Genomic DNA, 23,686 nt, shown 5'->3' on the forward strand with positions numbered 1-23,686 from the left:
TTAATGAGCCTCCAGCCAATTTTTTCCTGTACCGGAATCTGCTTTTAGCGGAATGGATAGTTTATAAGCTTTTTCCATTTCTTCAATAACTATTTGTTCCACGTGCGACAATTCATCATTAACTACGTTAAAATTCAGTTCATCATGTACTTGCAAAATCATTTTTGATTGCAAGCCATCCTTTTCGAAACGTTCGAATATATTATTCATTGCTATTTTAATGATATCTGCGGCACTCCCTTGTATAGGTGCATTTATTGCATTTCGTTCGGCATATCCGCGTACTGTAGTATTACGGGAATTGATATCCGGAAGAAATCTTTTTCGGCCTAAAATAGTTTCTACATATCCTGTTTCACGGGCTTGAACAATGATATTATCCATGTATTCTTTTACCTTTGGATATGATTCAAAGTATCCGTCTATCAGTATTTTAGATTCTGATCGGGGTATTGATAAGCGTTCTGCAAGCCCGAATACCGAAATTCCGTATATGATGCCGAAGTTAGCAGTTTTAGCTTTGCGTCGCATATCGCCTGTTACTTCGCCTATAGGTGTTTTATATATTTTAGCAGCAGTAGCTGCGTGAATATCTTCACCACTGTTGAAGGCTTCTATCATGTGGGGATCTTGGCTTAAGTGTGCCATGATCCTTAATTCTATTTGTGAATAGTCTGCGGAATAGAATGTACAACCGTTGTCGGGAATAAATGCTTTCCGTATTTCTTTTCCCTGAGCATCTCTTATAGGGATATTTTGTAAATTAGGATTACTTGAACTTAGCCTTCCTGTTGCTGTAACTGTTTGATTATATGATGTATGTACTTTTTTGTCATGCTTATCTATTAACAGAGGAAGGGCATCTATATAGGTACTAAGCAGTTTTTTAAGACTACGGTATTCTAATATCTTACTTACTATAGGGTGAACATCTTTAAGGCTTTCGAGTGTTTCTTCGCTTGTCGTATATTGTCCGGTTTTCGTTTTTTTAGGTTTATCTACTATCTTTAATCTGTCGAATAGTACTTCTCCTACTTGTTTAGTAGAATTGATATTGAATTCGAAATCAGCAAGTGCAAAAATTTCTTGTTCAATATCGCTCATATTTTTTGTAAGAGTATCCGATGATTCTTTAAGAGCTTTAGTATCAAGCAGTACTCCTGTATACTCCATATCGGCAAGGACGTAAATGAGAGGTAATTCTATTTCATAGAATAACTTCTTTAAATCATTTTTCTCAATTTCTTTTTCAAGAATATTTTTGAGTTTGAGAGTAACATCGGCATCTTCACATGCATAGTCTCTTATTGCTATTGGTTCGAGGTTACGCATGTTCAGCTGATTTTTTCCTCGTGGGCCTATAAGCTCGTCTATATGTATGGTTTTATAATTGAGATGAGTTTCGGCCATGTAGTCCATGTTGTGTCTCAGTTCGGGGTTGAGCAGATAATGGGCTATCATGGTATCAAAAAGTTTCCCTTTTACATTGATGCCATATTTTTTCAGAACGATAATGTCATATTTTATATTCTGACCGATTTTTGTAATATTTTCATTTTCGAGGAAATCCTTGAAAATTTCGATCTGTTTTTTTGCTTCTTCGAATTTTGGAGAGATTGCAACGTAATATGCTTCACCTTCTTTAAGAGCAAAAGACATTCCTACGATTTCGCTCTCTATTGGGTTCACTCCGGTAGTTTCTGTGTCAAAAGAACAAGAATCGTGAGATAAAAGTTTATCTCTTAAATTGATCATTTCAATCTCACTATCAATAAGATGGTAACTATATACCATGTCATTTAACTCGTTGAGATTTGAATATTTTTTTTCTTCCGGCTGATTATCCGTAAATTCTGCAAAGAGATTGCCTTGAGCTTCGTCTTTTTTGGGTGCGGCTTTAGTTTCTCTTTTTAGCACGCGATTGATGAGAGTCCGAAATTCTAATTCTTCGAAAAGATTTTCAATTTTTTCTTCATCGATTGGTTTTCTCTCAAATTCTTCTTTTTTGAAGTCGAAGGGAACATCAATTTTTATGGTTGCTAAAAATTTAGAGAAAAGTATCTGTTCTTTATTCGTTTCTAATTTGTCTTTTAGTGTTCCTTTTATTTTCGAAGTGTTTTCGAGTATATTTTCTATGATGCCATAATCTGATATTAACTTTTCGGCAGTTTTTGCTCCGACTCCCGGACATCCCGGAATGTTATCCGAAGCATCACCCATAAGTCCGAGTAAGTCGATCATGAGTAGGGGAGAGCTCAAGTTATATTTTTCCATTATCGCTTTCGAATCGAGTATATCGAATCCGTTACCGGCGAATTTTGGTTTGTACATAAATATACGTTCACTGGTGAGCTGTCCGTAATCTTTATCAGGAGTCATCATATAGACATCCATATCTTCTTTTTCGGCTTGTTTAGCGACTGTTCCTATAACATCATCAGCTTCAAAACCCGCTATTTCTAATATTTTGATATTATAAGCACTTATAATTTCCTTGATGATAGGAACTGCAATCCTGATGTCTTCAGGTGTTTCCTGACGTTGAGCTTTATATTTCTCATAAGCTTCATGTCTGAAAGTTGGTCCTGCAGGATCAAAAGCAACTGCAATATGGGATGGATTTTCTTTCTTGAGGACTTCCTCAAGTGTGTTTATAAATCCAAAAATAGCAGATGTGTTTAAGCCTTTCGAGTTTACTCTGGGGTTTTTAATAAATGCGTAATATGACCGGTATATAAGTGCGTAAGCGTCTATAAGAAACAGTTTCATACAAAAATATTAGTTAAATAGTTCTAAGGTCTTCAACCTTTTTGGTACTTTGGTAAGTGTAAATAGAACAAGTAGTTGTAACTTTGGAATATGCCATTCAATTTCTACTTGTACTTATTTCTGTGTAAAGTTACAAATAAATGGCTCTAAAAGCTGAATTATTTATAAATTTGCATTTCAACTATTTGTTTATATGGATAAAAAGCTTTTGATAGCTAAACCTATAGCTTCAGAACTAGAAAAGTTTAATAGCTATTTTAAAGAGTCGATACATTCTAATAATACTCGTATTCAAGCTATTATAGATTATATAATGAAATCTGACGGTAAGCATATCCGTCCGATTCTGTTGCTGTTGGCGGCTAGAGCTTGTGGTAAGGTGAATGAAACCACTTATCATTCCGCTGTTACTGTTGAATTGCTGCATACTGCTTCGTTGATCCATGATGATGTAGTTGATGAGTCTTTATTGAGAAGAGGGAAACCTTCGGTAAATGCTATTTATGATAATAAGATGGCTGTTTTATCGGGTGACTATTTCCTTTCCACTGCTCTGATTAAAAGTATCCTGACCGGCAATATGGAGATTATATCTTCTATCTCCGGACTGGGAAGAAGTTTAGCTGAAGGTGAACTGAATCAATTGTCCTTGGCTAAAGAGATTATTCTTGATGAAGATGAATATTTCGAGGTCATCAAGAAGAAGACTGCTTCTTTATTGGCTGTTTGTATGAAGATCGGGGCTTTGTCGGTAGATGCACCCCGGGAAGATGTTGATAAATTTGAGAAACTAGGTGAAGCATTGGGTATCTGTTTTCAGTTGAGAGATGACATATTTGACTATTTTTCGGATAATGTAGGAAAGCCTACAGGTAATGATATCAGAGAAGGAAAGGTTACTTTACCTCTCTTATTTGCCTTGAAAAACGCTGATTCTGTTGTTTCTGACAGTATGAAAAGCATTATTGAGAAAGCATTATTCTCAGACCAGGAAGTCGATACCCTAATCAATTTTGCTAAAGATAGCGGTGGTATTGACTATGCTTATAATAAGATTGATTTTCATAAAAAGATAGCTATTGATATAATAGATACACTTGAAGCTGGTGATATCAAAGATTCTTTACTGCATACTGTTGATTATGTAGTTGAAAGAGTTTATTAAGATTTGTATAGTTTTTTGATATATATATGTTTATCAGGTCGTTAAATGTTTCTCCTTAATTGTGTTTGAACTATGAGAACGTATCCGGCAATCTTTGTTTTGTTGGTTATTTTTGTTGTTTTTGGTGGTCGATTGCAGGCTGCTGAGATCTCTTTTGGTTCTCATGAAAAGCTTATAAAGCTACACGATTTACCTCAGAATGGTATCTATTTATCTACTGACGGACGTCATTATGATATCGGGTTGAAGTACACTACATACGATTTCTTTATTATACCTATATTTATAGAAGACGACGGTGAGATCGTTGGTTATATAAATGATTCTGATTACGAATTACTTACATCTGAGGGTATAGATTCTATATTGAAAGAAAATAATATTCCCGATATAGATTCGCTTACTGTGATTCCCGCGTGGGATAGGTGGGGCGGTAGGTTGTGTCTTTCTGCCGGCATTCTGATTATCTTGTTGATTATCCTAAGTAGGAAACGGTCTAAGTTCTTAAAAGATAACGAACTTGAATTATAACGCCGTTCAGATTATTTCCAAACGGCGTCATTTTATTATTGATTACTTAATGCTATCCAAAAGATTTTGAGCTAAACGGCTTGCTCCGATACGGAACAATTCATTGTTGCACCATTCGTCTCCTAAAACCTCTTTTACTATTGTATAGTATTTGACTGCATCTTCGGTGGTTGCGATGCCTCCTGAGGCTTTAAAACCTACTTTTCGACCGGTTTTATTGTGATATTCCTTGATAGCGTTACACATTACATAGGCTGCTTCGAGAGTTGCACCTTCGTAAACTTTGCCGGTAGATGTTTTCAGAAAATCTGCTCCTGAATATAGAGCTAAAACAGATGCTTTCATGATAAGCGATGCACTTTTGAGAGCTCCTGTTTCGAGAATTACTTTCAGGTGTGCATTACGGCAGGCATGTTTCAATTCGTCTATTTCTTCGCAAGTTTCTTCATAGTTTTCTTCTAGAAATAATCCCAGATTAAGTACGATATCAATTTCGTCTGCGCCGTTCGCTACAGCCAAAGCTGTTTCAGCTATTTTCACTTCTGAAAAGGTTTGCGAAGTAGGGAATCCCCCAGATACACAAGCTATTTTAACGTCTTCTGCAGTAAGAGCTTCTTTAACTACTTCCGCAAAATTGGGATAAACACAAATAGCAGCTACATTTTTGATGTCGGGGCGTGAACCTTCAAAATCATTCACTTTTTCGGTGAATTTCCATACATCTTCTTTTGTGTCTGTAGTGTTCAGTGTAGTAAGGTCAATACATGTATATAGTTTTTTGTATACATCAAGAGTATTGTTTCCAGCCATTTTTTTGCTGATTATCTCTTGTACTTTAGCTGTTATATCTGCGTCTTTCAGGTCTGTTTTGTATTGTTTCAGAGTGTCCTGATACTTGTTTATTTCTGCCATAAATATTATTTTAGTTTATCGTTATTCTTATGTCTATTTTTGTCTCTCGATGTTTTCTTCTCCATATTTTTGTTGAAGGCTTCTGTGAGGTCTACACCCGTCTGGTTAGCCAGGCATATCAGTACCCATAATACATCAGCCATTTCGTCCGCCAGATTTTTATCCAGATCGGATTTTTTGAAGGATTGGTCGCCATAGGTACGGGCCATTATGCGTGCCAGTTCGCCTACTTCTTCCGTGAGGATGGTCATATTGGTAAGTTCGTTAAAATATCTTACTCCATATGTTTTTATCCATTCGTCTACTTTATTCTGTGCTTCTGATATAGTCATATTTCGTATTTTAAGCTATTCTCTTTGTTTTGAATCGATCCAAATAGTAACTGGTCCGTTATTTATCAAATAAACGCTCATATCGGCTCCAAATTCGCCTGTTTGCACAGGCTTTCCGTGCAGGACTTCCAACTCTTTGCAGAACTGTTCGTAAAGAGGAATTGCCGTATCGGGTTTCGAGGCTCTTATGTACGATGGTCTGTTGCCTTTTTTGGTAGATGCAAATAATGTGAATTGTGATACAACAAGTATTTCTGTTTCTACTTCTTTGGATGAACAATTCATTATCCCGTTTTCATCATCAAATATACGCAGGTTTATTATCTTGTTTGTAAGCCAGCTGATATCCTCTGAATTGTCGCTGTCTTCTATTCCTAATAAGATAAGTAAACCGCTGTTTATCTTCGATTTTACTTTTTCGTTGATGGTGACTGAGGCTTTTTTTACCCGTTGGATTAATACTCGCATTTTATATTCGTATTCATAACAAATTGTAAGCAAAGTTAGTCAAAAAAGGTTACTAAATCAATGAACAGCGACCAGTTAACATGTTATAGTGATCAAAAAAATATTGTATTGTTTTTCAGTGTTTTAAATTTGAAAAGGTAACAAAAGTAACATCCTTTATGTCCATTCTTCGGATGGATATCTGATCTTACTATTACACCTATGTGCCCTGAAGAGGATTCTGTTGCGATCTGAGTTATTTTATAAAAAAGGTAACAAAAGTGACAACTTAATTACATGTTTTCTAATGATATCTTTTTCCTGTTTTCTCCAGATATTTAAAGAGCTCTTTTTACTCAAGGATGTTTTATGACCTTTTCTGTATAGATAAATTATTAGAAATATAAAAGGGTAGTGAAAATAGGAGGGACGTATTGTATACGGAATTTTTCGGGTGAATCTCATTTACCCGAAGCAAAATGATTATTGAGTAAGCCATTATCTGTTTATACTCAGGATACCAAAAACGGATAGCCTTAATTCAAAGACTATCCGTTTTTTATTTTTTAGTTAGCTATGAGATCTTAATCTTCGTCTTTAGGTAAATATTTATCTAAAGATTTTAATCTGACAGCCAAGTATATTCTGAAAATACCGTAACAGAAAAATCCGAGAGACAAAATATAGACTGTAAATAAAGCTGCTACTTCCGGTCTGAATAAGAGTAGGAGAGAGGCCAGTACTCCCAGAATTGACAAAGCCAGCAGCCAACCCCAGCCGCTTCCTTTGATCGACTGTAAATCGAGTGACATACCAACGCTCCATATGGATTGTAACAATAGCCAAAAAGCAATTAAATAAGATAAAATAAGCGGAGCTAAGAGTGGATTAGATAGTAAAACAATAGCAAAAATGAAATCGATGATTCCCATTGCTAATATCCATCCCCAGTTTTTGAGAACTGCTCTGTTAGAGATGGCAAATGCTATCTCGGAGATTCCTCCGACAAAAAATGAGATTACAAAGAAAAGACTTAGGGTTGCAAATGTTGCTATTGGTGTGAAGGGACATACCAAACCCAATACTACTGCGATGATACCTACAATAAGAGATACCCACCAATTTTTTACGTTACTACGGAACGATGAGAGTAAATGTTTATCCATGACTGTGTTTAATTTGAGTTTATTCTAATAATTAAAACAATCGAGGGACACTTTTAGTTTAGCGTTTCAGTCCTATTTTGCCTTTGGTTTATAGTATTATTCCTTTTTAGCCTCATTTTGAGCCTTTTGGAAGTATTGGGAGAGTAGTTTCGCTTTATGTGATCCTACAATGCTCTCTATTTCAGATATTTCTGATTCTTTCAGCCTTTTTATGCTTTTGAAATGTTTCAAAAGAGCCTTTTTGGTTTCTTCGCCGATACCTTTTATGCTGTCTAATTCTGATACAACCTGACTTTTACTCCTCCGGTTTCTATGGAAGGTGATTCCAAACCGGTGAGCTTCGTCACGCAGATGTTGAATAACCCTCAGAGATTCTGAATTTTTGTCGAGGTAGAGTGGGATAGAGTCTTCAGGATAATATATTTCTTCCAGTCTTTTGGCTATGCCTACTATAGCTACTTTTCCGTAAATACCGAGACTTCTGAGCGATTCGCAAGCGGCATTAAGCTGACCTTTACCTCCATCTATTATGATGAGCTGGGGCAGGGTTTCTCCTTCTTCCAAGAGCCTGTGGTATCGTCTGTATACAACCTCCTTCATGGTGGAGAAGTCATCGGGTCCTACTACTGTTTTCACAATAAAGTGGCGGTAATCTTTCTTTGATGGTTTTCCCATTTTGAAGACTACACAAGCTGATACCGGATTTGTTCCCTGAATATTCGAGTTATCGAAGCATTCGATATGTACAGGAAGTTCTTTTAGATGTAGATCGTTCTGGATGGTTTTGACGATCCGCATAGTACGTTGTTCAGGATTTAGGCTTTCTGCTCTTTTCAGTTTATCTATTTTATACTGTCTTACATTCTGGATAGATAGTTTGAGCAGTTTCATTTTGTCTCCCCGCTGTGGAATGGTAAATTCTGTTCCCTGCAAAGTAAGATCGGGTATAAAGGGTACAACTATTTCTTTGGATAGATTAATAAACCTGTTTTTGATTTCCATAATACCCAGACCCAGCAGCTCTTCTTTCGGTTCGTCGAGTTTCTTTTTGTATTCGAAAGTATATGCTCTTATTACAGCTCCATTATGTACGCTCAGGTAGTTTATATATGCCGAGTTTTCGTCTTCGTCATATCCGAAAATATCGATGTTGTACATGATACTTGATACGACAGTCGATTTTTGTTTGAAGTTTTCAATCAGGATATATTTTTCTTTGATTCTCTGTGCTTCTTCAAATTTAAATTCTTCGGCACATTTTTGCATATCGTCATATAGTTTCTTGCTGACAATATTAATATCACCTTTCAGTATTTGACGTATGCTTTCTATATTCTGGTTATATTCTTCCAAAGGCTGTAATCCTTCGCAAGGTCCTTTACATCGTTTGATATGATATTCGAGGCAAACTTTGTATTTGCCTTCTTTTATCTTTTCAGGATTAAGATTTAATGTACAGGTACGGATAGGGTAGAGCTTGTGCATGATCTCGAGCAGTGCTTTTATGCTTAATACACTCGGATAAGGGCCGAAGTATTGAGATCCGTCTTTTATGATATTTCTTGTCTGATACACACGGGGGAAAAATTCGTTGCGGATTACGATAGAAGCATATGTTTTATCATCCTTCAGTAATACATTGTATCTGGGCTGATATTCTTTGATAAGATTATTTTCGAGCAGCAGAGTGTCTTCTTCCGTATCTACAACGATGTATTTTATATCGCATATTTTACTAACGAGTATTCTTGTTTTCGGACTATCATGATGTGTTTTTGTAAAATACTGCGATACTCTTTTCTTTAGATTTTTAGCTTTGCCTACATATATGATAGTCCCTTTGTTATCATAATATTGATAACATCCGGGTTTTTCAGGTATATTTTGAATAATATTTTTGAGATACTCGTTATTCATGGCAAAAACTACTTATATGTTCAGATTGAAATCTCTGTAAAAGATCCAGCCTTTAAATATCGTATTTCAGTAAAGTTTCCACTTCTACATCTTTTGGAAACATATTACGCCCTTTCAGCAATTCAAGTTCTATTATGAAATTGATATAGATTTTCTTTACACCCATCCTTTTTATCAGTTTATATGCAGCAAGCATTGTTCCGCCTGTAGCAAGTAGGTCATCGTGTATTAGTACTACATCATCGGGTTCTAAAGAATCTTTATGTATTTGTATGGTATCAAAACCGTATTCTTTCTCGTAGCTTTCTTCTATTGTTTCGGCAGGAAGTTTTCCTGGTTTTCTGATTGGTATAAATCCGGCATCTAGGTTTAGAGCAAGAATAGGGCCCATGATAAAACCTCTAGATTCTATCCCTACAACTTTTGTTATTCCTTTGTCTTTATACGATGAAGTTAAAACCTCTGAAAGGTCTTTCAGATTTTCTGGAGATTGGAATAGTGTAGTTACATCTTTGAACTGTATTCCTTCGATAGGAAAGTCTGGAATGTTTCGAACAGATTGTTTTAAACGTTCAATTTTTTCTTTTGACATTTTCTGTAAATTGCTTTATTTGAATATTTTGTATTTTTTAATTTTGTATGTTCCACGTGAAACGTATTTTGTGTTCCACGTGAAACGGATGGGGTTTATCTTCCAAGAAGGACGAGCAGGATCGAAATATCATTCGGTGAAACACCGGGAATTCTACTTGCGTGTCCGATAGTTTCCGGATTTATTTTGGCGAGCTTTTGGCGAGCCTCTGTCGATAAAGAAAGAATTGTTTCGTAATCGAATTTGTCTTTTATTGTGATGTTCTCAAGACGGCTTATTTTTTCTGCGATCAACTGTTCACGTTTGATATAGCCATCGTATTTGATTTTGATTTCACATGCTTCGATTATTTCTTCTTTCCTGTTTGGTATCTTGTCTATTTCTGTACGTAGGGCAGAAATAGAGTCTAATATATTGTTGATGTTTATCTGAGGACGTGTAATCAGATCCTTTAATTTTACCCCTTGTTTCAATGGGCTTGTTCCAAGTTTTTCGAGAGTAGGGTTGATATATTCGGGTTTTAGCGAATAGTTTGATGTGAAATCAATAATGCGGTTTACTTCTTCTTTTTTCTGATTTAGTAGATCTACACGTTCTCTTTTTGCAAGACCTATATTATATCCCGATTCTGTTAAGCGTACATCTGCATCATCTTGACGTAGGAGTATTCTGTATTCCGCACGTGAAGTAAACATGCGGTATGGTTCGTCTACTCCTTTTGTTACAAGGTCGTCGATCAATACACCAATATATGCTTCGTCTCGTCTGAGTGTAAATTCTCCGTCTCCGTGAGCTTTTATATGTGCATTTATTCCCGCGATTAGCCCTTGTCCTCCTGCTTCTTCATAACCTGTGGTTCCATTGATTTGTCCAGCGAAGAAAAGATTGTTTATTTTCTTTGTTTCCAACGAATGTTTCAACTGCGTGGGATCGAAGAAATCGTATTCAATAGCATACCCAGGTCTGTATATATGTATATTGCGGAATGCCGGTATTTTTTGTAATGCTTCTATCTGCACCTGAAGGGGCAGGGAAGACGAAAATCCATTCAAATAATACTCCTGAGTATTTTCACCTTCGGGTTCTAAAAACAACTGATGAGATGTTTTTTCTGCAAAAGTGACTATTTTGGTTTCTATACTTGGGCAGTATCTAGGTCCGATACTTTGTATTTGTCCGTTGTAAAGGGGAGATTCGGGTAAGCCTTTTCTTAGTTCCTGATGTACATCCTCATTGGTGTTGCATATCCAGCAGCTAAGCTGTTTTAGTGTTCTCGGTTTGAAATCCAGATAGGAGAACTTATGGAAATCATCTTCTCCCTTTTGTTCTTCCATTAATGAAAAATCGACGCTTCTTCCGTCAATTCTGGCAGGAGTTCCTGTTTTCATACGGTCTGTAGTAAAACCCATTTCGCGTAATTGCTCGGTAATACCCGATGATGCAGGTTCTGCAACACGTCCTCCTGTGATCTGAGTGGCTCCTATGTGCATCAATCCATTCAGAAAAGTTCCGTTTGTAAGAACTACCGATTGTGCAGTAAAAGTTACCCCCATGCGGGTTTTTACTCCTTTTACTGTCTTATTTTCTATTATGAGAGAAGTTACTGCGTCTTGCCAGATGAAAAGATTTTGAGTGTTTTCTACTATTTCTCTCCATTTCGCAATGAATTGTACTCTGTCGCTCTGAGCTCTCGGGCTCCACATTGCAGGCCCTTTCGACCGATTAAGCATACGGAATTGTATAGCGGTTGTATCGGTTACAATCCCCATTTGACCACCTAAAGCATCTATCTCACGGACAATTTGCCCTTTGGCTATACCTCCTACAGCCGGATTGCAGCTCATTTGTGCAATCTTATTCATATCCATTGTAATAAGAAGGGTTTTAGAACCCATGTTGGCTGCGGCTGCAGCTGCCTCACATCCTGCATGTCCGGCACCAACAACTATTACGTCGTATTTAAAGTTCATTTTTTATAATAATAGCTATAATTATACTACAAAGTTAGTATTTTTCGAACACTTAAATGTGGGTATTTCTTGCTGTGATAATATTTAACTCTCTTGTTATACTGCTTTAATATGCGTTTTTTAGTGTTTTTATCGGGTATTTTTACTGTTTGTTTAGGCTTATTTATTTAGAAAAAATAGGTGTTTTTTACTTCTCTTTTATCTTTAAGATCACAAACCTGTTTATTGCCTTGTCGAGCATAAAAGTTGAACTTTGTTATAATTTGAAAATATAATATTAAATTAAGTTCTCAAACCTATTTATGACTTTAGTAAGTATATATTACCCAACAGTCTGTTATAAACTAGAAATATTTCATTAAATACTTTCCGTTACTTAATTTCAGGCTGTATTCTTTTTATCGCTTATGCCTTTTCAAAATTGAATATTATGATAAATATTGAAGTTTGTGTTGATTCTATTCGTTCGGCTAAAATTGCCGAATCTGCCGGAGTTTCCAGAATAGAACTGTGTACTGGTCTTTCTGTAGGTGGTATTACACCCTATTATTCGTTGATAGAGGAGAGTCTGTCCGTTTTGCATATTCCTGTTCATGTTTTGATACGTCCTCGTGGTGGTGATTTCTTGTATGATGATACAGATTTTTGTCTGATAAAAAGGGATATTGAGTTCTGCGGTAAGTCCGGATGTCATGGTGTTGTGATTGGAATTCTTACAGCTGATGGGGAAGTTGATATTGACAGATGTGCAGAACTTATATCTCTTGCTCGTGAATATGATCTATCGGTTACTTTTCATCGGGCTTTTGACTGTTGCTGTAATCTGCAAAAAGCTTTGGAGGATGTTATCGGCTTAGGTTGTGATAGAATACTTACATCGGGTGGATGTTCTACTGCTTATCAGGGAATGGAAAATATAAAACAGCTGGTTTTGCTGTCGGATGAGCGCATAAAGATTATGGCGGGGGCAGGAATTACGTCTAATAATATCGAAAAATTGATAAGAAAGACGGGTATAAAAGAAATTCATGGAACTTTTTCTTCTCCTGTAGAGAGTAATATGAAGTATAAGGTTCAGAGCCTTTTTTCCGATCAGGATTATATTCAATACTTTTCTGATGAAAATATTCTGAAAGAGGTTGTGAAAATTTCATCTTATTTTTAGAGCCTGTTTGTTCTTCTTTATTCTCTAATTTTTAATGTTAGATATCTTTTTCTATTTTCTTTTTTTAATTACTTTTTCTTTATTATTTATTCTATTATTTCTATTTATAGATATTTTTTTCCTTTTTAATTTTTAATTAATTTCTACTTTTGATTCAATTATTAATTTCAATTTCTATATTTTGAAGTTAAATTTTTACAGATATTCTTATTATATATATTTCTAGTGATTATATACTATTCTATTTTAGATATATAATATGTTATTTGCTATTTCTGAAAAGTTAATTTTTATGTATAAACTTATTTATATAGTATGCTATTGATTTTTTTATAATGAATAGAATTAGTTATTTATTTTCTAAATAGAAAACTTTATATTTATTATGCTTCCAATTATTATTATCTTTTTTAAATTTCTAGTTTATTTATTTTCTTTATTATTTATTTTTTTGAATTTTTCTGATTTGGTTTTCTTTATTTGTTTGTTTATCAGTGTCTTGTGTCCTTATCCCTGATTTATCCGATAAAAAGGGATTATTTAATCATTTTCATTTTAGGGTCTTAAATTTATGTATGGCTTTTCTGTGCATATTTGTAATGAATAGTTGTTGTTTTAAAATGCTCTTTATCAATTTTTAACGCTGTTTTATGTGATGTTATAAGTGAAATGCCGACTATTGTTTTGTAAAAAGCCGGTAACAGAAAAGGTTATATATGGCAGTAATTTTGAATTTGAAAATTTTATCTATACATAAATAAAATTCGATAGTTCTTTTTGGGCTTTAAGTTCTTAATCTTGTTTATTGAATTTCATTAGTCGTTTATTGCTATTTGGCAAAGTTCAAGTAAACCAGATTCTGCTCTCACTGCTCTAAACGTTGCTTTAGTAAATAAAACAACCAAAGCATATTATAAACTAAAAATATATCATTAAATACTTTCTGTTACTTAAATACTTACTTTTTCTTACATTTGTAGTATATTGGATGTATTGTACATCTTAATAAGCTTCTGATAAATATAAAATATAAATAGGTCTTGCGACCACCTTTAATTTTTAGGATATGAAAATAGCGCTTATCGGCTACGGAAAGATGGGTAAACAAATTGAGCAGATCGCTTTAAGCCGTGGACATTCTATTGTTGCAATTATTGATGAGAATAATTTAGATGGATTTGCTTCGGAAGATTTTAAAAGTGCCGATGTTGCCATAGAATTTACAACACCATCGAGTGCATTGAACAATTTTAGAAAATGTTTCGAATCTAATGTTCCTGTGGTTGCAGGTACTACTGGTTGGCTCGAAAATTTGCCGGAAGTGAAAAAGGCATGTGAAAACGGACAGACGTTTTTTTATGCATCTAACTATAGCTTAGGGGTAAATATTTTTTTTGCCGTAAATAAATACCTGGCAAAAATCATGAATCAGTTTCCTGATTATTCCGTTAAAATGGAAGAAATTCATCACGTTCATAAACTTGATGCTCCCAGCGGTACAGCTATTACTTTGGCAGAAGGTATTATTGAAAATATAGATAGAAAGACCGATTGGCACTTGGAAGCAGAAACAAAACCCGAAGATATTTCGATCCATTGTATAAGAGAAGGTGAAGTTCCCGGTATCCACGAGATTTTTTATGAATCCGAGGCAGATGTAATAAGTATTAAACACGATGCGAAAAATCGGAAAGGTTTTGCTTTGGGAGCTGTTTTAGCTGCTGAATTTACTTGTGGAAAGAAGGGTTTTTTAGGAATGCAGGATATGCTTAAATTTTAAGATAAATGGAAAATTCAACTAATCAGAATAATTCCCAAAAAGGGAAAAGTTTCGGAGAAAGAATGAAATCAGCACCACGAGCTAAGTGGGTCAAGTTTATAGTTATGACTATTCTTACCATTGCTTTTGTTATCTGGACAGGATATCTAGGTGTTTTGGTCATCATTCCCCTTTTCTTCGATAGTTATATATTGAAATATATTCCCTGGGGCTTTTGGAAGAGTTCGGGTAATCTGGCGTTTCGTAAAGTAATGGAATGGGCGGATGCAATCGGTTTTGCCTTAGTTGCAGTATATGTGATCAATACTTTTTTCTTTCAGAATTACCAGATTCCATCGTCTTCTCTCGAAAAATCGCTGTTAGTGGGAGATTTCCTATTTGTAAGTAAAATGAGCTATGGAACCCGTTCGCCTATGACTCCGTTGTCTTTCCCTTTGGCGCAGCATACATTGCCTATTTTAGATTGTAAATCGTATCTCGATAAGCCGCAGATTAAGTATCAGCGTTTTGCGGGTTTTGGTTCGATAGAAAGGGGTAATATTGTAGTCTTTAACTTTCCCGCAGGAGATACAGTGGCTTTGAATCAGCAAGCTGTTGATTTTTATTCTCTTTCAAAGATGAATCCTCGAGGCAGTTATGGTGTGCGCAACGATAAAGCTCAGTACGGAGAGATTGTTTATCGTCCGGTTGATCGTCGCGAAAACTACGTGAAACGCTGTATGGGACTTCCCGGTGAGACTATTCAGGTCAAAGACGATGAAGTTTATATAAATGGGAAAAAGGTTGCTGATCCCGAAAATATGCAGTTGAATTATTATGTACAGACCGATGGGACTCCTATTTCCGAAACTGTTTTCAGTGATTTAGGAATCAGTAAAGATGATTATGCGACTTTAAATCAGGCCGGAGAACAAGTTCCCTATTATTTTGATCCGATGCAGGAAATGCAAAATGCAAACCCTTTACTTGCCAGAAGCATGGCTGATGATTTTAAATATAAAGCCGATAGTTTGCATCTTACTCAATTGGGTTTTATCGCCAAGGGTAAAAATTTCGGAATTGTATATACTTTGCCACTGACTAAAAAGATGGTTGCCGATTTGAAGGCAAAACCATTTGTTTTAAAGGTCTTTAAACAACAGGAAAGAGTTGAAAAACGAAATATTACCGAAGATAAACAAATTGATTTTCCGTTTTATTATCCGATAGCCTATAGCACCGGATGGACCCGTGATGCTTACGGTCCTCTTTGGATTCCGAAGAAGGGAGCGACTATTACTTTCGATAAAGATGTTGATTATAAGGTGGCTGCTTATGAAAGGGTAATCAAGAACTACGAAGGAAACGAATTTGCATATCGTGACGGCAAGGTTTATATCAATGGAAAACAAGCAGACTCTTATACATTCAAGATGGATTATTACTTTATGATGGGAGATAACCGCCATAATTCGGCAGACTCACGTTCGTGGGGTTTTGTTCCTGAAGATCATATTGTAGGGCAGCCTTTGTTTGTCTGGTTGTCTTTGGATAAAGACAAAGGTTGGTTGAATGGAAAAATCCGTTGGAATCGTATTTTTACAAGTGCCAAAAAGAAATAGGGCAGCAGACTTTTTCACTTGTAAATATATGAAAATATTTAGTGATACATTTTCAAGTTATTACAGATTCAGATTGTTATACTTACAAATTGTTATACTTACAAAAGCAGTAAATAGGTCTGTGACCTTAATTCGTAACTAAAATAATATGGCTTTGAAAAAAGCAAAAATATGGAAATGGTGGGGCAAGGTGTTTATTCTTGCCCTACTTGTTGTGTTTGTAGTGAGAGTCTTTTTTATGCAGTCATATACTGTATCGTCGTCTCAAATGGAGACAGCTTTATTACGGGGCGAAAAGGTGCTTGTCAATAAAATGGCTTATGGCATAAGGATTCCTTCGACATTATTGTCCATTCCTTTTACATTTGATTCTTTTTTCGGGATGAAATCTTATTCAGAAGCTTTGCAATTAGGTTATCACAGATTATTTTCATCCGCAATTTCCCGTAATGATGTTGTTATATTTAATAATCCCGGGGAAACCGATAAGCCGATAGACAAGCGTACACTATGTATAAGCCGTTGTATTGCTGTTCCCGGAGATACAATATCCGTACAAGCCGGGGATATGTTTATAAACGGTAAAAGGTATGTTGCTTCCCCAGATTTGCTGCTTCCGTACTGCTTTCCGCTGACATCTAAAGATACTGTTGCCGGTATAATGAAATCGCTGCATATTTCAGCACGTAATCTGCAGTCTGATTCCCTGTTTGTATATTCCAGCCAGAGCAGGTATGAAGCTTTTCTTATAAATCAGAAATTGACCGATTCTTTACAGCTCAAGTTGAAGACTGATGACATCTATTCATACAAGCTTTTGGTGCCTTCCAAGGGTATGTTGATAAAGCTTACAGACGATAATAAAAAGCTATTTGCCGGAATTATTAAAGATGAATCGGGTATAGATGTAATGTCCCCCGAAGAGAAACTGTTGTCATATAAGTTCAGATACGATTATTACTGGTTTTTGTCGGACAATACCGAAAATAGTATCGATTCACGTACGCTTGGTTTCATTTCAGAAAAATACATAGTTGGTAAAGCCTCTATTATCTGGTACAGTCCTGACAACAAGGGTAGGGGATTGACCTCCTTAGGAATGGCTTTTATTAAGTAACAAAAATGAGTATTATATTATCTACAGCATATCTGGCCCCTTTTGAGTATTATTCGAAACTCTTTTCAGGAGAAGATATATTAATAGAGCAGCACGAGAATTATATCAAGCAATCGTATCGAAATAGATGCTCCATCTTATCGGCTAATGGCGTTATGCCTTTATCTATTCCTATAGAGAGCGCAGGAGGTAAAAAGTGCCCTATTCGGGACGTTTGTATTGCCGATCATGGAAACTGGCGGCATTTGCATTGGAATGCCCTTATTTCGGCATATAACTCAACACCATTCTTCGAGTACTATGAAGATGATTTCCGACCTTTTTATGAAAGGAAGTACAAATATCTGTTTGATTTCAATGAGGAATTACGAGAGATGATTTGTAGTTTACTTTCTTTCGATACGGCTAATATCTCTTATACCGAAGACTATATTACTGATATCACTTCTGAAGATATTGATCTCAGGCAGGATCTTTCCCCTAAGAAAGATTTTAAGACCTTTGATCCCGATTTCGTTTCTATTCCTTATTATCAGGTTTTTGAAGAGAGATATGGATTTACCGAAAATCTGAGCATTGTAGATTTGCTCTTCAATATGGGAAATGAAAGTTTGCTTATATTAGAGAAAGGCTTAAAAAGAATCCCCTGAGAAAGTTCACAGGGGATTCTTTATTTATCCAAATCGTTAGAATCCTAACAACAAAATGTCAAAGATCTTAGAATTTAACTACTGCACCGAATTCGATGTTTCTCATATCGAAATCAAATCCGAAGCTGTTAGTTTTAACTTCTTGTTTAGCTTCACCTTTGCCTTCTGTCTCTTTAGTATTTTGGTATCCTAAGAAACCGAATTTGCTAACTAAAGCTACTTTGCTTGAAACATTAAGAGCTAGTCCAGGACGTAAGCCAATTTCAAGGTTGTTGATTTTGCTTTCAACACCACAAACTTTACCCCATTCATAACCAACACCTCCATCAACGAAGATGCTTCCGATATCACCTTTCACAATAGTGTAACGTAGAAATGGACTAACTTTGTATAAGTTTTTAGATGCAGCGCCTGTTGCGTCATTTGCTCCATCAAATTTTAGGTCTGTTCCGCCGTGAGTATGAGCAGCACCGATAACGATACCTACAGCTACATTCTCTGTTACGTTGTAACCTAATTCTGGCATAACTTTAAAGCTTAGTTGGCTGTCTCCGCCTTTTACTTTGCTTGACCAAAGACCTACTGTACCTCCAGCCCACATTTGACCGGCTTCCTGAGCAGCTGCGCTTGTAAATACCCCTAATGCAACAGCTAGTGAAAGAAATAATTTTTTCATAAACACTAATTTAGTTCAAATAAAATCTAATTGTAAATTAACAATTTTTTAGTTAATGTATTTTTAGAATCGGGCACAAATGTATCCTATATTTTTATAAATACAATGTTTTGTTGAAATTTTTTTCTTAATATTAAAATCAAAATGAAATGTAAACGGGCTTATTATATCTTCTTTTGCGTTGATTTACATGTGTATATTGTTTAATTCTATCTTGTCGGATTACCATGTGATATTTTTGAACGAAATCTAATTTTTTAACAATTGTGAAACTATTTAAGTAACAGAAAGTATTCATAAACGGTCATTATTTGCTCCAATTATGCTTCTAAAGCTATAAACTGGTTTGATACCTTAACAGTACTTTATAGATAAGAAAGTGTAGATAAATTTTGCTCGGCGAAAATCTCATTCGCAGCATCCAATATATCTGAAGAGGTTATCTTATCTATTTTTTGTATGGTTTCTTCTATACTGTTGAAATGATTATGATTCAGATAACTTTTTCCTAAAGACAAAGCCAGATTTTCGTGATTGTCACTCGATACGGCAATTTGTCCTGTCAACTGTTTTTTTGCCGCAGAAAGTTGAATACTCGTCAGGCTTGTGTTCTTTAATAGATTCAGTTCCTTTTGTATGAGTTTTATACACTTTTCGGTATTCCGTTTATCACAGCCGAAGTATATCGCAAACAAGCCGGTATCGGTATACAATGTAGTGCTTGATTCCACATTATATACATATCCTCTTTTTTCCCGAAGCGAGATATTTAAACGGCTGTTCATTCCCGGTCCTCCAAGAATATTATTTAGCAGATGCAGGGTTGTTTTTTTAGGGTTATGCATATCATAACATTGTCCTCCGATAAGAACATGAGATTGTGTAGTATCTTTTTGCAAAGATATTTCGCCCTTTACGGTTGATTGTGGGGTTAGCCTTTCCGTTTTTTCCGAAGAAACAGGAATATCCGATAAATATTTTTCCGATAATTTCACTATTTTCCGAAAGTCTGTTTTTCCGGTTGAGAAGAATACCATATTATCCGGATGATAATGTTTTCCGGTAAACTGTCTGGCCATCTTGCAATCGAATTTAGACAGAAGATCGGGCTCTCCTAAAATGTTATGCCCTAACTGCGAACCTTTATATATCAGATTTTCGAATTCATCGTAGATAAGCTCCGAAGGGCTGTCTTCGTACGAATTTATTTCGTCCAGTATGACATCTATCTCTTTTTCTATTTCCTGTTTGGGAAATGTAGAGTGGAATGTTAGATCGGTCAGCAATTCGAATGCCCGTTCGAAATACTCTTCGAGAAAAATCGAATAGATAACTGTTTCTTCTTTGTTTGTATATGCATTTATTTCACCGCCAACCGCTTCCATTCGATTGATAATATGGTGAGAACGACGTTTCTCTGTTCCTTTGAAGAGCATATGTTCGACAAAGTGAGCCATACCGAATTCTTCGGCTTGTTCGTCTCTTGTTCCCGTATTAACGATAAAACCACAGTATGAGACATGACTTGCAAGAGGAAGATGTACTATTCTTAAACCGTTCTTTAGTGTATGGGATTGATATATATTCATTAAAAGTATTATTTGCTGTAATCTTATTTTATTCTGTTTAAAAGCCTGATCGATTTCTCTTTTAAGAGTAATTCATCGCTTATTGCATAATTATTATTTATTTTACTCGAATCGTTTTCAGACTGTATTAAAAAGAAAGAATCAATACCGTGAGGGATAGAATCGATAACTGTTATTTCGAAAGGCTTGTAACTTGTTGCGTCCCCCGGAGAATAAATATAATAATCTCTGTTAGGCAATAATACGGATAATAACGCCAGTTCGGGATATGAATTGATGCCTGATATCACAGCCTTGGGTTCTCTTATTTTTCTGCCGGAATGAAGGAATCCGTTTATCTTCGAAAGTTCGGCAAATTGTTCCTTATTATATTTCGATTCCGAAAAGAAACGTCCGACACACAATATAGTCAGTAAACAAAAAGATGCCGATACCAGAGCCTTCTTGTTATGTTTCCACAATTCGGTACAATATATGGCTGTTCCCAGCAGCAGAGGTCCAAGCATGCAGCTAGTGTATCGAGGAACACTGATGGGTTTTACCACATATGTAATGCACAAAGTTACTAAAATAGTAACGATATATACCAATACAAAAGCATGTGCTGCAGCCAGTCGTTTATCTTTTGGTAATTTAATGATATACAGGATACCTATGCCGATAAAAATGAGCATAATGGATAATGCGGCTGCCATAACAGGCAGATTGAATATTGTATATGGATGTGACGGTTCTTTCGGTGAAAAGAAATAATACAGGAACAGCAGATAATCTTTAGGGGTAGGGGTTTCGACCCAAAAGCTGTAACGTACATTTTGTATTTGCCTGATAAATATGGGTATCCATGGACTGTAGATCAGAAGAATGATCAATCCGAATAAGACCAGCCGAACGATGTTTCTGCCTTTTTGCAGCAGGGCGATACTCAATAAGATATATATAACACCTACCGATACCAGCGCATAATAATGGGTATAAATAGCACCGATAGCGAAAAGCATCATTAAAATATAGTTTATAAAGACTTTTCTCAGATATACTTTGTAAGCGAAGACAGCACACCCCAGCACAAAGAACATTGCCCACGAATACATCCTTATCTCAGTACTTAAATATTGGCTGATAGGTATTACAATAAGTAAAACCATAAAGGTCAGTGCTGTTTTATTACCTAATAACCGCCTGACAGGGAATAACGCAAGGAATAAACAGGCAACTATACCTAATCCCGAAAAAATTCTCATGGTGGGATAATATTCGCCGAATATACCGCAGAAAATCTTTAGCATATAGTAATACAGCGGAGGATGGACATCGGTTGATGTGATCTTCCAGATGTCTTCTATCGGATATTTTATAAGGGCGATAGTATAGGCTTCATCATACCAGACAGAATGATACGAAGCCGAGTTGTATAAAATTATAAAAGCCTCTATACATATCAGTATCGCACCTATGATATAGAAGTAAAGGTTGTTATACTTATGCTTTATCATACTGAATTAAGTAAATAAAAGTATTTCATGATCTGTTTTCAAGTTGTAACAGGCTCAGATTATTATCCTTGCCAAAGTAATAAGTAACAGTAAGTATTTAATGTCGCATTTCAAAGCAATAACAGACTGTTGCTGTTATACTTGGATGGACAATAGAAAAGTCTGAGACCTTAAATAGGTCTGCGGTCTCAAATCTTTCTCATATAATAACTCTTTTCTTCGGCAGAAAGTTTTTCTATCGAATATCTTAACATTGTTCTGGGCATGGATTGATGGTGTTTGTCCAGAAAACCAATAAGAACCGATTTGTTTTTCTTGCCGGTTTCGCGAAGCATCCACCCGATTGCTTTATGCATCAGATCGTGTTTGTGATAGAGTAATTTTTCAGAAAGTTTTATAATGTCGGTGAAATCATGTCTTTTGATAAAAGCAAAAGTTGCTATAACCGCAATTCGCTGATCCCACAGGAGACTACTTTCGGCAAGCTCGTATAGAACCGTGCGGTCTTGCTTGTCTGCCAGATATTCGCCGACAATATCTTTTGCACTGAGGTCTACAAGATCCCAATTATTAATACGGGAAGTGTGGGACAAATAAAAATCGAAAATTGATTTCCGTTCATTTTCTTTTTTTCGTTTCTTGAATTGTTCCACAAGTATCATCAGTGCGCACATGCGGCATTCATGAAAAGAGTTGTTCAATAAGAGCTCTATTTCTTCCGGTGTAATGTCTTTGTTTGCTTTTGCAACTTTTCGTATATCGGGTACAATTATGCCGATAAAAAGGTCTCTTTCTCCGTATTGCCCCTTTCCTGTTTTGAAAAATGTAGGAAAATATGCTTTCTTCTCAGGGTTCGATAATGATTCCAATTGAGATTGAATAGTCTGTATTTTCATTCTGATGTTGTTTTTTGGAAAAATAAGATACAAGTTACAGAGCTATTCCTTGTAAAGGTAATATCTAGGAAGGTCTCTGACCATATATCTTCAAAAGGTAACAAAGGTAACAACAAAATCAGTCAACAATTATCAATTACCAAATTTCATTTTAACTGCTCTGCTGTTCAGCTGCTTTTTTTTCCGCTGATTCCCGCATCCAATTTTGATACTTTCTTTCTCTTTCTTCTTCCCACAATTGGTCTTCGAGTTCTTGCTGTAAAATACGTTCTTTTTCCTTCAGTTCCGAAAGAATTTTTTTCTCTTTATTGTTGATGTCGTTTTCTTTGGATATTGCAATTTTGAGAGTCTTTTCATCCGGAGAATATTCTTTCACGGTTACGGTCTTTCCTGACAGATATAATTCACCGTATTCATCCACTGCGTATTTATAACGGGTTGTTGTAACTGTATGTCCTTGTTCTACCCTTTGTTTAAGTATTTGACGTGCTTTTTGTGCTAATCGTTCGTCTCTTTCCAACCGGGCATTATTGATTATTTCTTCAAAGTCGGGATATTTGATCATCCACTGATAAAATGTTTTGCGGCTGATGTTATGTATAGAGCATATTTCTCCTAATGTATATTCGTCTTGTTCTATAGCTTCTGCTATCTGTTTTCCTAGTTTTTCTGTGTACTTAGCCATAACTGAATGTGTTTTTTAAGTATAGATAAAAACTGAATATGTTCCTTGTAGGGGTTAATCTCCATTCGACCCGTAGTAGATTGTGTACTCGGGTAAAAAAAATGTCCCTGCAGGTAACATGTCAATAGGGGCTTTTCCTCTTATTTATTCTCATATCCTTAGGTCATTAATATTTTCTGTTGCTTATTTACTCCATCTTATTACTATTTTTGTAAACAAAAACGGGGCAT

The 23,686-nt window shown here is 35.6% G+C and carries 20 protein-coding genes; 7 read left to right on the plus strand and 13 right to left on the minus strand.

What is annotated here, in order from left to right; all coding sequences use genetic code 11:
* Nucleotides 1-2,769 (minus strand): DNA polymerase I, encoded by a 2,769-nt coding sequence (gene polA, locus K322_RS0108950; protein WP_026626585.1) that lies wholly within the window; start codon nucleotides 2,767-2,769, stop codon nucleotides 1-3.
* Between the two features lie 193 nt (nucleotides 2,770-2,962).
* On the opposite strand from polA, the gene K322_RS0108955 reads away from it, so the two are divergent.
* On the plus strand, nucleotides 2,963-3,934 hold the full coding sequence (locus K322_RS0108955) for a polyprenyl synthetase family protein (RefSeq protein ID WP_026626586.1): 972 nt from the start codon (nucleotides 2,963-2,965) through the stop codon (nucleotides 3,932-3,934).
* 72 nt (nucleotides 3,935-4,006) lie between these two features.
* On the plus strand, nucleotides 4,007-4,465 hold the full coding sequence (locus tag K322_RS0108960; protein WP_026626587.1) for a hypothetical protein: 459 nt from the start codon (nucleotides 4,007-4,009) through the stop codon (nucleotides 4,463-4,465).
* Nucleotides 4,466-4,507: 42 nt separating this feature from the next.
* Here K322_RS0108960 and deoC read toward each other — a convergent pair whose 3' ends face one another.
* The 7 genes from deoC to mnmG all read right to left on the minus strand — a co-directional run bounded on the left by deoC (nucleotide 4,508) and on the right by mnmG (nucleotide 11,801).
* Nucleotides 4,508-5,377: a deoxyribose-phosphate aldolase gene (deoC, locus tag K322_RS0108965; protein WP_026626588.1), complete on the minus strand. Its 870-nt coding sequence runs from the start codon at nucleotides 5,375-5,377 to the stop codon at nucleotides 4,508-4,510.
* A 5-nt stretch (nucleotides 5,378-5,382) separates the two neighbouring features.
* The gene (locus K322_RS0108970; RefSeq protein WP_026626589.1) at nucleotides 5,383-5,709 is read right to left on the minus strand and encodes a nucleotide pyrophosphohydrolase; all 327 of its coding nucleotides are present in this window, start codon (nucleotides 5,707-5,709) and stop codon (nucleotides 5,383-5,385) included.
* Nucleotides 5,710-5,724: 15 nt separating this feature from the next.
* Complete coding sequence (gene dtd, locus K322_RS0108975; RefSeq protein ID WP_026626590.1) at nucleotides 5,725-6,177, minus strand: D-aminoacyl-tRNA deacylase; 453 nt, start codon at nucleotides 6,175-6,177, stop codon at nucleotides 5,725-5,727.
* A 563-nt stretch (nucleotides 6,178-6,740) separates the two neighbouring features.
* The gene (locus K322_RS0108980) at nucleotides 6,741-7,322 is read right to left on the minus strand and encodes an HdeD family acid-resistance protein (RefSeq protein ID WP_026626591.1); all 582 of its coding nucleotides are present in this window, start codon (nucleotides 7,320-7,322) and stop codon (nucleotides 6,741-6,743) included.
* 96 nt (nucleotides 7,323-7,418) lie between these two features.
* Nucleotides 7,419-9,239 carry an excinuclease ABC subunit UvrC gene (gene uvrC, locus K322_RS0108985; protein WP_026626592.1) on the minus strand — a complete coding sequence of 607 codons (1,821 nt, stop codon included), beginning with the start codon at nucleotides 9,237-9,239 and terminating at the stop codon, nucleotides 7,419-7,421.
* A gap of 52 nt (nucleotides 9,240-9,291) precedes the next feature.
* A complete protein-coding gene (locus K322_RS0108990; protein ID WP_026626593.1) occupies nucleotides 9,292-9,831 on the minus strand; it encodes an adenine phosphoribosyltransferase in 540 nt (179 codons plus the stop codon).
* Between the two features lie 95 nt (nucleotides 9,832-9,926).
* Nucleotides 9,927-11,801, minus strand: coding sequence for a tRNA uridine-5-carboxymethylaminomethyl(34) synthesis enzyme MnmG (gene mnmG, locus K322_RS0108995; RefSeq protein WP_026626594.1), 1,875 nt, complete (start codon nucleotides 11,799-11,801; stop codon nucleotides 9,927-9,929).
* A 430-nt stretch (nucleotides 11,802-12,231) separates the two neighbouring features.
* On the opposite strand from mnmG, the gene K322_RS0109000 reads away from it, so the two are divergent.
* The 5 genes from K322_RS0109000 (at nucleotide 12,232) to K322_RS0109020 (ending at nucleotide 18,114) form a co-directional block, all read left to right on the plus strand.
* A complete protein-coding gene (locus K322_RS0109000) occupies nucleotides 12,232-12,966 on the plus strand; it encodes a copper homeostasis protein CutC (RefSeq protein WP_035331780.1) in 735 nt (244 codons plus the stop codon).
* 1,066 nt (nucleotides 12,967-14,032) lie between these two features.
* Nucleotides 14,033-14,746 carry a 4-hydroxy-tetrahydrodipicolinate reductase gene (dapB, locus tag K322_RS0109005; RefSeq protein WP_026626596.1) on the plus strand — a complete coding sequence of 238 codons (714 nt, stop codon included), beginning with the start codon at nucleotides 14,033-14,035 and terminating at the stop codon, nucleotides 14,744-14,746.
* A gap of 62 nt (nucleotides 14,747-14,808) precedes the next feature.
* Complete coding sequence (locus tag K322_RS0109010; protein ID WP_026626597.1) at nucleotides 14,809-16,347, plus strand: S26 family signal peptidase; 1,539 nt, start codon at nucleotides 14,809-14,811, stop codon at nucleotides 16,345-16,347.
* A gap of 148 nt (nucleotides 16,348-16,495) precedes the next feature.
* On the plus strand, nucleotides 16,496-17,464 hold the full coding sequence (gene lepB, locus K322_RS0109015; RefSeq protein WP_026626598.1) for a signal peptidase I: 969 nt from the start codon (nucleotides 16,496-16,498) through the stop codon (nucleotides 17,462-17,464).
* Between the two features lie 5 nt (nucleotides 17,465-17,469).
* A complete protein-coding gene (locus K322_RS0109020) occupies nucleotides 17,470-18,114 on the plus strand; it encodes a WbqC family protein (RefSeq protein WP_026626599.1) in 645 nt (214 codons plus the stop codon).
* Nucleotides 18,115-18,181: 67 nt separating this feature from the next.
* Here the strand turns inward: K322_RS0109020 and K322_RS0109025 are convergent, their stop codons facing one another.
* The 5 genes from K322_RS0109025 to K322_RS19015 form a co-directional block, all read right to left on the minus strand.
* The gene (locus K322_RS0109025; RefSeq protein ID WP_026626600.1) at nucleotides 18,182-18,790 is read right to left on the minus strand and encodes an outer membrane beta-barrel protein; all 609 of its coding nucleotides are present in this window, start codon (nucleotides 18,788-18,790) and stop codon (nucleotides 18,182-18,184) included.
* 365 nt (nucleotides 18,791-19,155) lie between these two features.
* A complete protein-coding gene (locus K322_RS0109030; protein ID WP_026626601.1) occupies nucleotides 19,156-20,379 on the minus strand; it encodes a M16 family metallopeptidase in 1,224 nt (407 codons plus the stop codon).
* 23 nt (nucleotides 20,380-20,402) lie between these two features.
* Complete coding sequence (locus tag K322_RS20255; protein ID WP_051290723.1) at nucleotides 20,403-21,875, minus strand: glycosyltransferase family 39 protein; 1,473 nt, start codon at nucleotides 21,873-21,875, stop codon at nucleotides 20,403-20,405.
* 188 nt (nucleotides 21,876-22,063) lie between these two features.
* The gene (locus K322_RS0109040; protein ID WP_026626602.1) at nucleotides 22,064-22,771 is read right to left on the minus strand and encodes a DNA alkylation repair protein; all 708 of its coding nucleotides are present in this window, start codon (nucleotides 22,769-22,771) and stop codon (nucleotides 22,064-22,066) included.
* A gap of 151 nt (nucleotides 22,772-22,922) precedes the next feature.
* Nucleotides 22,923-23,456 (minus strand): terminase small subunit-like protein, encoded by a 534-nt coding sequence (locus K322_RS19015; RefSeq protein ID WP_051290724.1) that lies wholly within the window; start codon nucleotides 23,454-23,456, stop codon nucleotides 22,923-22,925.
* Nucleotides 23,457-23,686 lie beyond the last annotated feature (230 nt).

This window comes from Indolivaga capnocytophagoides DSM 22835 (assembly GCF_000426485.1).
GTDB classification, from domain to species: domain Bacteria; phylum Bacteroidota; class Bacteroidia; order Bacteroidales; family Dysgonomonadaceae; genus Dysgonomonas_A; species Dysgonomonas_A capnocytophagoides.

Excerpts from the sequence above, each read along its gene's own strand:
- K322_RS0109020 (WP_026626599.1), top strand. The coding sequence starts at position 17,470 with ATGAGTATTATATTATCTACAGCATATCTGGCCCCTTTTGAGTATTAT.
- K322_RS0108980 (WP_026626591.1), bottom strand. The coding sequence starts at position 7,322 with ATGGATAAACATTTACTCTCATCGTTCCGTAGTAACGTAAAAAATTGG.
- K322_RS19015 (WP_051290724.1), bottom strand. The coding sequence starts at position 23,456 with ATGGCTAAGTACACAGAAAAACTAGGAAAACAGATAGCAGAAGCTATA.
- K322_RS0108955 (WP_026626586.1), top strand. The coding sequence starts at position 2,963 with ATGGATAAAAAGCTTTTGATAGCTAAACCTATAGCTTCAGAACTAGAA.
- K322_RS0109000 (WP_035331780.1), top strand. The coding sequence starts at position 12,232 with ATGATAAATATTGAAGTTTGTGTTGATTCTATTCGTTCGGCTAAAATT.
- uvrC (WP_026626592.1), bottom strand. The coding sequence starts at position 9,239 with ATGAATAACGAGTATCTCAAAAATATTATTCAAAATATACCTGAAAAA.
- K322_RS0108960 (WP_026626587.1), top strand. The coding sequence starts at position 4,007 with ATGAGAACGTATCCGGCAATCTTTGTTTTGTTGGTTATTTTTGTTGTT.
- dapB (WP_026626596.1), top strand. The coding sequence starts at position 14,033 with ATGAAAATAGCGCTTATCGGCTACGGAAAGATGGGTAAACAAATTGAG.
- K322_RS0109010 (WP_026626597.1), top strand. The coding sequence starts at position 14,809 with ATGAAATCAGCACCACGAGCTAAGTGGGTCAAGTTTATAGTTATGACT.
- dtd (WP_026626590.1), bottom strand. The coding sequence starts at position 6,177 with ATGCGAGTATTAATCCAACGGGTAAAAAAAGCCTCAGTCACCATCAAC.
- K322_RS0109030 (WP_026626601.1), bottom strand. The coding sequence starts at position 20,379 with ATGAATATATATCAATCCCATACACTAAAGAACGGTTTAAGAATAGTA.
- mnmG (WP_026626594.1), bottom strand. The coding sequence starts at position 11,801 with ATGAACTTTAAATACGACGTAATAGTTGTTGGTGCCGGACATGCAGGA.
- K322_RS0109040 (WP_026626602.1), bottom strand. The coding sequence starts at position 22,771 with ATGAAAATACAGACTATTCAATCTCAATTGGAATCATTATCGAACCCT.
- lepB (WP_026626598.1), top strand. The coding sequence starts at position 16,496 with ATGGCTTTGAAAAAAGCAAAAATATGGAAATGGTGGGGCAAGGTGTTT.
- K322_RS20255 (WP_051290723.1), bottom strand. The coding sequence starts at position 21,875 with ATGATAAAGCATAAGTATAACAACCTTTACTTCTATATCATAGGTGCG.
- K322_RS0108990 (WP_026626593.1), bottom strand. The coding sequence starts at position 9,831 with ATGTCAAAAGAAAAAATTGAACGTTTAAAACAATCTGTTCGAAACATT.
- polA (WP_026626585.1), bottom strand. The coding sequence starts at position 2,769 with ATGAAACTGTTTCTTATAGACGCTTACGCACTTATATACCGGTCATAT.
- K322_RS0108970 (WP_026626589.1), bottom strand. The coding sequence starts at position 5,709 with ATGACTATATCAGAAGCACAGAATAAAGTAGACGAATGGATAAAAACA.
- K322_RS0109025 (WP_026626600.1), bottom strand. The coding sequence starts at position 18,790 with ATGAAAAAATTATTTCTTTCACTAGCTGTTGCATTAGGGGTATTTACA.
- deoC (WP_026626588.1), bottom strand. The coding sequence starts at position 5,377 with ATGGCAGAAATAAACAAGTATCAGGACACTCTGAAACAATACAAAACA.